Origin of the sequence: Streptomyces sp. NPDC047028, assembly GCF_040644095.1 — a bacterium.
Classification (GTDB): Bacteria; Actinomycetota; Actinomycetes; order Streptomycetales; family Streptomycetaceae; genus Streptomyces.
In genome coordinates this window covers 1-7,499 of sequence record NZ_JBEYVS010000094.1, presented here as the reverse complement: position 1 = coordinate 7,499, position 7,499 = coordinate 1, and the positions used below count along the sequence as shown (strand labels likewise).

The window sequence follows — 7,499 nt, the reverse complement described above, 5'->3', positions numbered from 1 at the left end:
GCACTCCCGTCGAGTACGAACTACTCTCCGCACAAGACACCATCCACGCTGCCAGTTAGCCACCGCAGCTGGAACCCAAACCGTGGGGCAGGTCAAGATGTCACCCGATCGTGCGGCAGACCCCGCGCACGGGCAGCATTCTGGGTCTATCCCGGCCCGAGAGGTAGCGAGACGCTGGTTGCTGATCCGTGAGCCACCCTCGTCGCTCAGCAACCTCGCCCAGAGTAGAACGATCACGGCGTGGTTGGTGTGATCACGGCGTCGGTGCCGTACTGGATAGGCCCCTTCACCGGGCTGAGTCCGCGCAGCGTCGGCAAATTGGTGGCCGCAGTGCGGCGCGAGCAGATCGCAGATCGACAGCGTGGCCGACCTTGGAGTCCGTCGCTGGAGGATGCCATCCTGCTGGTCACTGCCTACTGGCGCACGAACTTGACGATGCGGCAGCTCGCGCCGCTGTTCGGCATCTCGAATTCGGCGGCCGACCGGATCATCGACCATCTCGGACCGCTACTCGCCCTTCAGCCACGTCAGCGGTTCCGCAAGAACACCGTGCTCATCGTGGACGGCACTCTCGTACCCACCCGCGACCGCATGATCGCCGAGCAGTCCAAGAACTACCGCTACTGCACCGCCCACCAGACGTCATCGACGCCGACACCCGTCTGGTCGTCGTAGTCGGCCGGCCCTTGACTGGCAACCGACATGACTCCCGAGGCTGGGAGGAATCTGGCGCCAGGCCGCCGTGGGCGCCACGATGACGTTCGCCGACGGCGGAGACCAAGGCACCAGCCTATTTATCCCGCACCGCCGCCAGAACGAGAGAGAGCTCCCAGCCTGGAAGGAGGAGAACAACCGCTCGCACCAGCGGGTTCGCGCCCGCGTCGAGCACACCTTCACCCGGATGAAGTGCTGGAAGATCCTGCACGATTACCGCCTCAAGGGCGACGCCGTCCACCACGCGCTGCTCGGCATCGCACGCCTGCACAACGTCGCCCAAGCTGGATAGGCGACAAGTTCGTACGGCACCCGACCTCGTCCCCCCAAGTGGAGATCACTTACGGGACGGTCTTTAGTCGCCCCGCGCGTCACCTTCGCCGTCGCACGCTGCTTCATCGCCGATCGACGGCTTCACAATCCCCGGTCCGCGGATTTGTAGGCAAGATGGGACTCGAACCCATACGTCCAAGGACAGCAGATTTTAAGTCCGCCGCGTCTTCCTATTCCGCCACTTGCCCATACCCTGAAAGTAATACGGAACGAGCTCGGGGAGGATGAGTAACCCCTGCTCATATCGGGCCTCTTTTGAGCGGGGCCGCTATCAGGCGCGCGACGGCGGGATCGAACCGGGATGTCTCGTCGGTCGAGCCAGCTGCGTAAGGTCCGCTCCACTCGCGGGGAGCCTGGTGGTCACCTGTCTTTGCTGCGAGGTTCGGGGCTGGGGCGCTCCGGGATGCAGCCTGGCCCATAGCCTGCTGATCCCGGAACAGCTGCATGCCTGCGCCGGCTTCAACCTACGCTCGCCGTGTCGCCGCCGTTGGGCCCACTCATGGAGCCCCCTTGACAGGGCCACCTACTCTGGTCGAGTGGGCGATCCAATTCAGGAGGTCTCAAGTCACATGGAAGCCGCACTGCCACGTGAAACGGTCGTGGAAGCCGCTCAAGACCAGATCTGCGCCGACATCCTCACGGGTCGGCATGCCATCGGTCAGTTGCTACCGCCAGAACGAGTTCTTGCCGGTAGATTCGGCATAACCCGAACCACCCTTAAGCACGCTTTGAGCCGCCTCATCCAAGCAGGGCTGCTGGAGACCCGTCACGGTGCGGGCACGCGAGTGCGCAACTATCTCCACGTGGGAGGCGCCGACCTGCTGCCGCTGTTGGTGCGCCACTGCCCCAGTTGGTTGAAGGAGATCTTCGAAGTCCGGCATAGCATTGGCATGCTGATCGCCCAACAGGCTGCCATGCATGCCACCGACGATGACATCTCCCGGCTTCTGCAACTCCTCCAGGAAATACGCACAGCTCCCTCGCCTGGAGCAGTCCAGCTGGCCGATGCAGAAGTCCACCGCACGCTGGCCCAAGCAACGGGAAACCGGGTCTACCTCCTCCTCACCAATACCCTCTTCAGCGCATATCTGCCTGTTCGCGACCGATTCGCAGCGCCCTTCACGGACCCCTCCACCGCGTACGAGCGACTTGCACCACTCATTGCTGCGGTCCGAAACCGCGATCCCGTCGCGGCTCAACATCACGCCAGCGCGTACCTGACGCAGACACAGATGATTATGTTGGACGGACTGGAGAACTCTTGAAACAAACACGCGGCGCGCATTTCAGAGAGTGTTCGCAGGAGAGACCTTCACCAGTCGGCCGGAAGTCCGCCTTCAGTGTGATACCGTAGAAATCCTGAGGGTTAGGGGAGCGCGTGTCGAGTCATGATCAAATCTACGTGACTCCCTCCCCTGGCCAGACCTGGGCCCGGTAGACGTTCTTGGCCCTGACGAACGAGTTGAGAGGTGAGATCTCTCGCTCAACCATCCGGGAACCTTACCCGTCACGCCGATTCGCCCGTCACCCGTCGGTGGCCGGCTCGAAAAGACTCATTGTTGTGCCCCTCCCAACGCCAGACGGGCGCCGACGACCCGAGCTCAAGTCAGAGACCGAGAGCCAAGTCGATTGCCGAACAAAGCGTTTCGACACGGGGCACTTGCCAGCGCTCTATCGCCTGCTCGCTCCAGGCGGTGAATGAATGGGAGTCGCAGACAATGACGGCAATTCCCAACGCGCGTGCCGCCTCGACGTCGTCCACGGTGTCGCCGATCAGCAGTGCGTTCTCAGGAAGAATTCCCCGGACGGCCGCTTCCTGGCTGAGCATGTGTTCTTTTGGCTCGTCCAAAGTTGTTGCTCCGCGCACTCCGTCCATGTAGTAGCGGAGATCGGTAGCGTTGACGTGTCTCTTTAGGTCGTCGGCGGACCAGCGCGAGACAACCGATTGTCCTCTGCCCTGGGCATGCCAGCGTTGCACCGCCTCCAGCGCATCCTCAGCGAGAGCTGGAGCAAATTCCTTGTCATGTCCAGCAGCGAGGAATGCCTCATGCCAGACCGGCCACCGCTCCGGGCAGTCCGCTCCGGTCAGACGCTCATACAGCGTGCTCAACGGGCGGGCGAACACTTCCCGGAGTTGCGCGTCGGAGACAGGAGCATGGCCGATCGCAGTCATGCCGGCATTGACAGCATGGTGAAGTGCCATGGCGTCGTCAGCGAGAGTGCCGTTCCAATCCCAGAAGATGTGACTGATCACGGTTGGCTGTCCTCCTCAAAGGTGATGTGAGCGCAGGCAGTGTTGCCCACCTTGATCACCACTGGACATGCAAACTGGATAGCAGTGCCGAGCTGTACCCGCTGGAGATGTTCGGTTCGCCTGGCGGTGCCGCAGCGCGGACTCCTGGTAGCACATCCGCCAACACCTCGAGGGCGACTGAAAGTATTTTTCGTGCTATCGCGGTTCCCGGGCACGTGTGCGGGCCGTAGCCGAACGCAAGATGGGGATTGTGCTGACGACTGACGTCGAACGAGTTTGGATCCGCGAAAATTGCAGATGAACGATTTGCGGCAGCGATGGATGGTAATACAGGGTACCGGTAAGGCAGAGAGGTGTCGGTGACCGAGACCTCCTTGGTGGTCAAACGCAGATGCTCGACCTCGACTGGTGGGCAGTAGCGCAGGATCTCTTCGACGGCTGTTGGTATAAGCTCGCGCCTGGTGACCAGCAATTCCCATTGATCGGGGCGATTTAGGAGGTTGAGGATGCCCTGAGACAGCACGACTCCAGGTGTGCGAATTCCGGCGATCAGGACGGTAACGAGCACTCCCACTAGATCGTCCTCGGTGACTTCCGGCGCGATTGCCGCAGCAGCAAGCATTCTGCTGAGCAGGTCGTCCGCTGGTACGGCCCGGCGTTCTGCGATTATTTCTGCGAGATGTGCATCCAGATCGTCGAAACTGCTAAGTATCCCATCGGGGGGCGGGAACGTGACGGTCATATTCGCATTGAATAGACGATGCAATTCCTGGACTAGCGACAAGGGAATCCCCGTGAGTCGCTCAATGGATTCTTCTACGAGTGGTTCGATGAAGCTGGAGGATAAATTGCTTGGAGGTCCTTTCTCCCTCATGCGCTCCAGCAGCTCTCTGGCAGAAGCGGAGAAGGGCCGAGCCATGGCTGCAGCAGTTTCCGCTCCCAAAAGGTTTGCCGCGAGCCTTCTGGCCCGCGTGTGTCTGGGTGGATCCAGGCTGAGCAGCGTACGATATCTCTGAAAGAACGGGATGAACGGCGTTTTGGAGTCTTCAGCAGCCTGTTGGCAGCTGAACTCCCGGCGTGCCAGCACCTCCTTGACTTCACGGTATCCGGTGACCAAAAGTGCTGTCTGACCTGACGGAAGCGAGACCCGGCTCGCCGGCGCAGAATCCTGCAGCTCCAACAGAAGCGGAGAGAGCTGCGATGCATCCGGACGATTGAACGGGAAGCAAATCGCTGGACAGATTTTGCTTTTCTCGTCATTCATAATAGGCTCGAGTTTCATGTCTGGGGCCGGTTTCGGCATGTAGGGCTTAGACGGCCCAGGCTCCGAAGCGCTCACGGTAATCCGCAAAGGCATGGTTGATGCCTTGCCTTGTCAACCCTAATTCTTCGAGCGTGTAGTTGTGTTGACCCCGGCCTCCTTGCGGATTTTCGGCTAGGTACCAGCTTGCAAGTTGTATGTCGGCTGCCGTGGTAACGAGGCCCGCGAAATCGGCCACGCGCTCCACGGTCAGCATTGGATCGGCCAGAAGTTGAGGGTAGGCAACATCGAGGAACTGATCGGGCGCAAGTGAACTCCTTGCGGCCATCATGCGTGCAGTCCCTTCTGCCAGGAGGTGCACCCAGCGATCGCAGATTCTGGCCATTTCTCGTTTTGTTGGCGGGTGACTGCGGTACAGAAGCGAGTGGCTGATCGCTGAAGGTATGCATTCGAGCGGATCTCGGTGAAGGATTACGATTCTGGCGTCCGTGTAGACCTGAAGGACTTCCGGCAGGAACCACATGTGGTAGATATCTTTAAGGACGGGGCGTGGTCCGGGGATGCGCCACAAGATATGTTGCAGTTGCCTCCGATGATATTGCAGCGGGCCTGCCATGTCGCTGCCCACGATCCATCGCTGGTAGCGTGCGTCGCGGAGTTGGTTTGCGTCGACCATACTGCGGAAGCTGCGCTCCATGAGAATGCGGCATTCGTCAGGCCGATCGGCGTTCATGTAATGCGCTGCCATGGCCTTGGGGAATTTCCGCTCGCGACGAAGCATTCGCTGGCCGGCCTCAGTGCGCAGGCGCTCAGGACAGTGGGAGCGCTGCCCATGCGGGTCGGTCGGGAACATCAGTTCCCACAATGCTGGGGCATGCAGCCCGGAATGTTGCGCCATGAGGTTATGCAGCAGGGTGGTGCCGGTGCGGGGAAGGCCCATGATGTAGAGGGGATCGGGTATACCAACGTCTTTAATCTCCGGATGCATGCGTTCCTTCTGCTTCATGCGCTCCTGCAAGACGAGTCGTTCTACCAGCGTTGCGGCACGCGTCTCAGCCGCCTGCGGCGTGAGCTGCGGATCCTCTCGCAGAGTGTTGAGCAGCGCCTCAAGCCCGTCGAGGAATTGAAATTCTGCGTTAGCCAGACGGAGTTCGTCTAGTGCCCGGTGCCGGAGGACGTCGACGGTAAGCGATGACGCGGAGGTTTGCATGGGCGGACCTGGTTTCAGGGCTGGGTGCTGGCGGGCGGTGTGCTCGGGCGGATGTCATCGGCCTGGCTACGGCCTTGGAGCGGGCGATCGGCGCCGATAGGCTTGACCGATGCCGACTCTGCTCCCAGTATGTGAGCGGGCTGCTTCGGCAGGGTACGTACCGGTTCGTGGAGCCGGCTGATGAGAGTCCAACCGTGTCCGCCCGGGTCGGTTATCCAGGCGAAGCGGCAACCCCATCCGGGGGCGTCCGTCGGGGGTGTGTGAACAACTGCCCCAGCCGCGAGAGCGCGTTGACAGACCGAATCGAGGTGGTCGGTATAGAGGCTGAACGTGACGCTGATCCCGCCTAAGGTCGCCGGCGACTCGCCACGGAGCCCTTCCAGCTCGTCATGGATTTGCAGCACACTGTCCCCGATGAGCACCTCCGCGTGCGTCACCATCCCGTCATTCGTTTCAAGTGACAGCTGGCGCGCTTTGAAGGCCTCCTGGTAAAACGCGATCAACGCCCTGGAGTCGGTGGCGGTAAGGTAAGGGGTAACAGCCCGGAATCCATCTGTGCGCCCAGCACCGAAGGTCATGGGTAGGCCGAGGCGCCGTGGAGGCAGAGTTGCCGCGGCCCAGCGGGTAAACAGTTGGTCGCAGGCCGCTCTGCGTAGGCCGGCCTCGATGGGCGCGGCAGTAACGGGGGCGGTGAGAACCTCGCGCAGGCGAAGCGGGTACTGCGGGATACCCAGACAGGCGAGGGTGGGAATCGAGGTGCCGTATGCGACGCCGGAGATGTGGGTCCAGCCGACTGCGGCTGCGCACATCGGGCAGCATTCCGCAGTAGTCACAAGCAGGCACTGGGTGAGGTCGTGGCCGTCGGCGGCTGCCTGTCGCAAGGCGTTGATCTCGGCGTGCGCGGTTGGGTCTCCGTCATGCACGGTGTTGGATGCTGTCGTCACGATCGTGCCATCGTGAATATCAACTAGGGCGGCGGCGAACGGGGTGGGTGCGTTGCTTGCGTGGTCGATGATCTGGTCCATAGCCGCGGTCACGCTGCCAACTGGGGCCAGGGATTGCACCGGGTCGAGCCCCGGCGGAGCGTGCGACGGCGCCATGACTGGGTTCCTCCTCATAGAGCGTGCAGTAGCGGGGCTGGGCTCGACGGCGTGGAGACGCGGTCAGCGGCGGAAAGCCTTGTAGTGCCTGCGATAGGGAGGCTCAGGGCGGCCGACGTGCACGGCGTTGCCGACGCTATCTCGAGCAGTTTGGCCGCTGGCACGAGCGATGATTGTTCTGATCATGACGGCCGACGGCGGGCGTCACAACACGCCCAGTCCAGATAGATGTCTGCAGTCCAGGACTTTGACGCCTATGTCGACAACCGTCAGTCCCGCTCCCGCAGCGCCCGTGAGAGCTTCCATCTCTACCCCCGCTCGGACGTTCGCCCTGCCGGTAGTGACGGGACCATCTCTCCTTCCCACTGCCCTGGCGGAACGGGAGTCGGCCCAAAGCACCAACATCCGGCCACGCCAGCCTCGCACCATTTGCTCCAAACCTTGCACCAGAGAAGGAGATGCGTATGAGCAATCACTGCTCAAACAGTGCTGCGGGTCACCCCCACGAGCCTTAACCGACATCACTCGCCAGCTCACTGAACCTCTTTCATCCTGTGCTGGCGGGTGAAATGGGCTGGTCAGCGGCTGTGGTGACGAGGCAGGGCCCCTCGTCGTTGGCGTGGTGAT

At 61.7% G+C, this 7,499-nt stretch carries 5 protein-coding genes, 1 tRNA gene and 1 pseudogene; 2 read left to right on the top strand and 5 right to left on the bottom strand.

From position 1 onward, the window contains the following. Window positions 1-240 precede the first annotated feature (240 nt). Window positions 241-1,006, top strand: a pseudogene (locus ABZ854_RS36625) (transposase). Window positions 1,007-1,153: 147 nt separating this feature from the next. On the opposite strand, the gene ABZ854_RS36620 reads toward ABZ854_RS36625, so the two are convergent. Continuing rightward, window positions 1,154-1,235: transfer RNA gene (locus ABZ854_RS36620), tRNA-Leu, on the bottom strand. A gap of 381 nt (window positions 1,236-1,616) precedes the next feature. Between ABZ854_RS36620 and ABZ854_RS36615 the strand changes: the two genes are divergently transcribed. Then, window positions 1,617-2,312, top strand: a complete 696-nt coding sequence (locus tag ABZ854_RS36615) for an FCD domain-containing protein (RefSeq protein ID WP_361220240.1) — start codon at window positions 1,617-1,619, stop codon at window positions 2,310-2,312. Window positions 2,313-2,653: 341 nt separating this feature from the next. On the opposite strand, the gene ABZ854_RS36610 is transcribed toward ABZ854_RS36615, so the two are convergent. From ABZ854_RS36610 to ABZ854_RS36595, 4 genes are read right to left on the bottom strand one after another with little or no spacing between them, the layout of a single operon-like run. Further along, complete coding sequence (locus ABZ854_RS36610; protein WP_361220237.1) at window positions 2,654-3,301, bottom strand: HAD hydrolase-like protein; 648 nt, start codon at window positions 3,299-3,301, stop codon at window positions 2,654-2,656. Between the two features lie 55 nt (window positions 3,302-3,356). Next, window positions 3,357-4,565 (bottom strand): cytochrome P450, encoded by a 1,209-nt coding sequence (locus ABZ854_RS36605; RefSeq protein WP_361220234.1) that lies wholly within the window; start codon window positions 4,563-4,565, stop codon window positions 3,357-3,359. A gap of 46 nt (window positions 4,566-4,611) precedes the next feature. Then, window positions 4,612-5,772 carry a sulfotransferase gene (locus ABZ854_RS36600; RefSeq protein WP_361220230.1) on the bottom strand — a complete coding sequence of 387 codons (1,161 nt, stop codon included), beginning with the start codon at window positions 5,770-5,772 and terminating at the stop codon, window positions 4,612-4,614. 14 nt (window positions 5,773-5,786) lie between these two features. Next, window positions 5,787-6,797, bottom strand: a complete 1,011-nt coding sequence (locus ABZ854_RS36595) for a deaminase (protein ID WP_361220227.1) — start codon at window positions 6,795-6,797, stop codon at window positions 5,787-5,789. Window positions 6,798-7,499 lie beyond the last annotated feature (702 nt).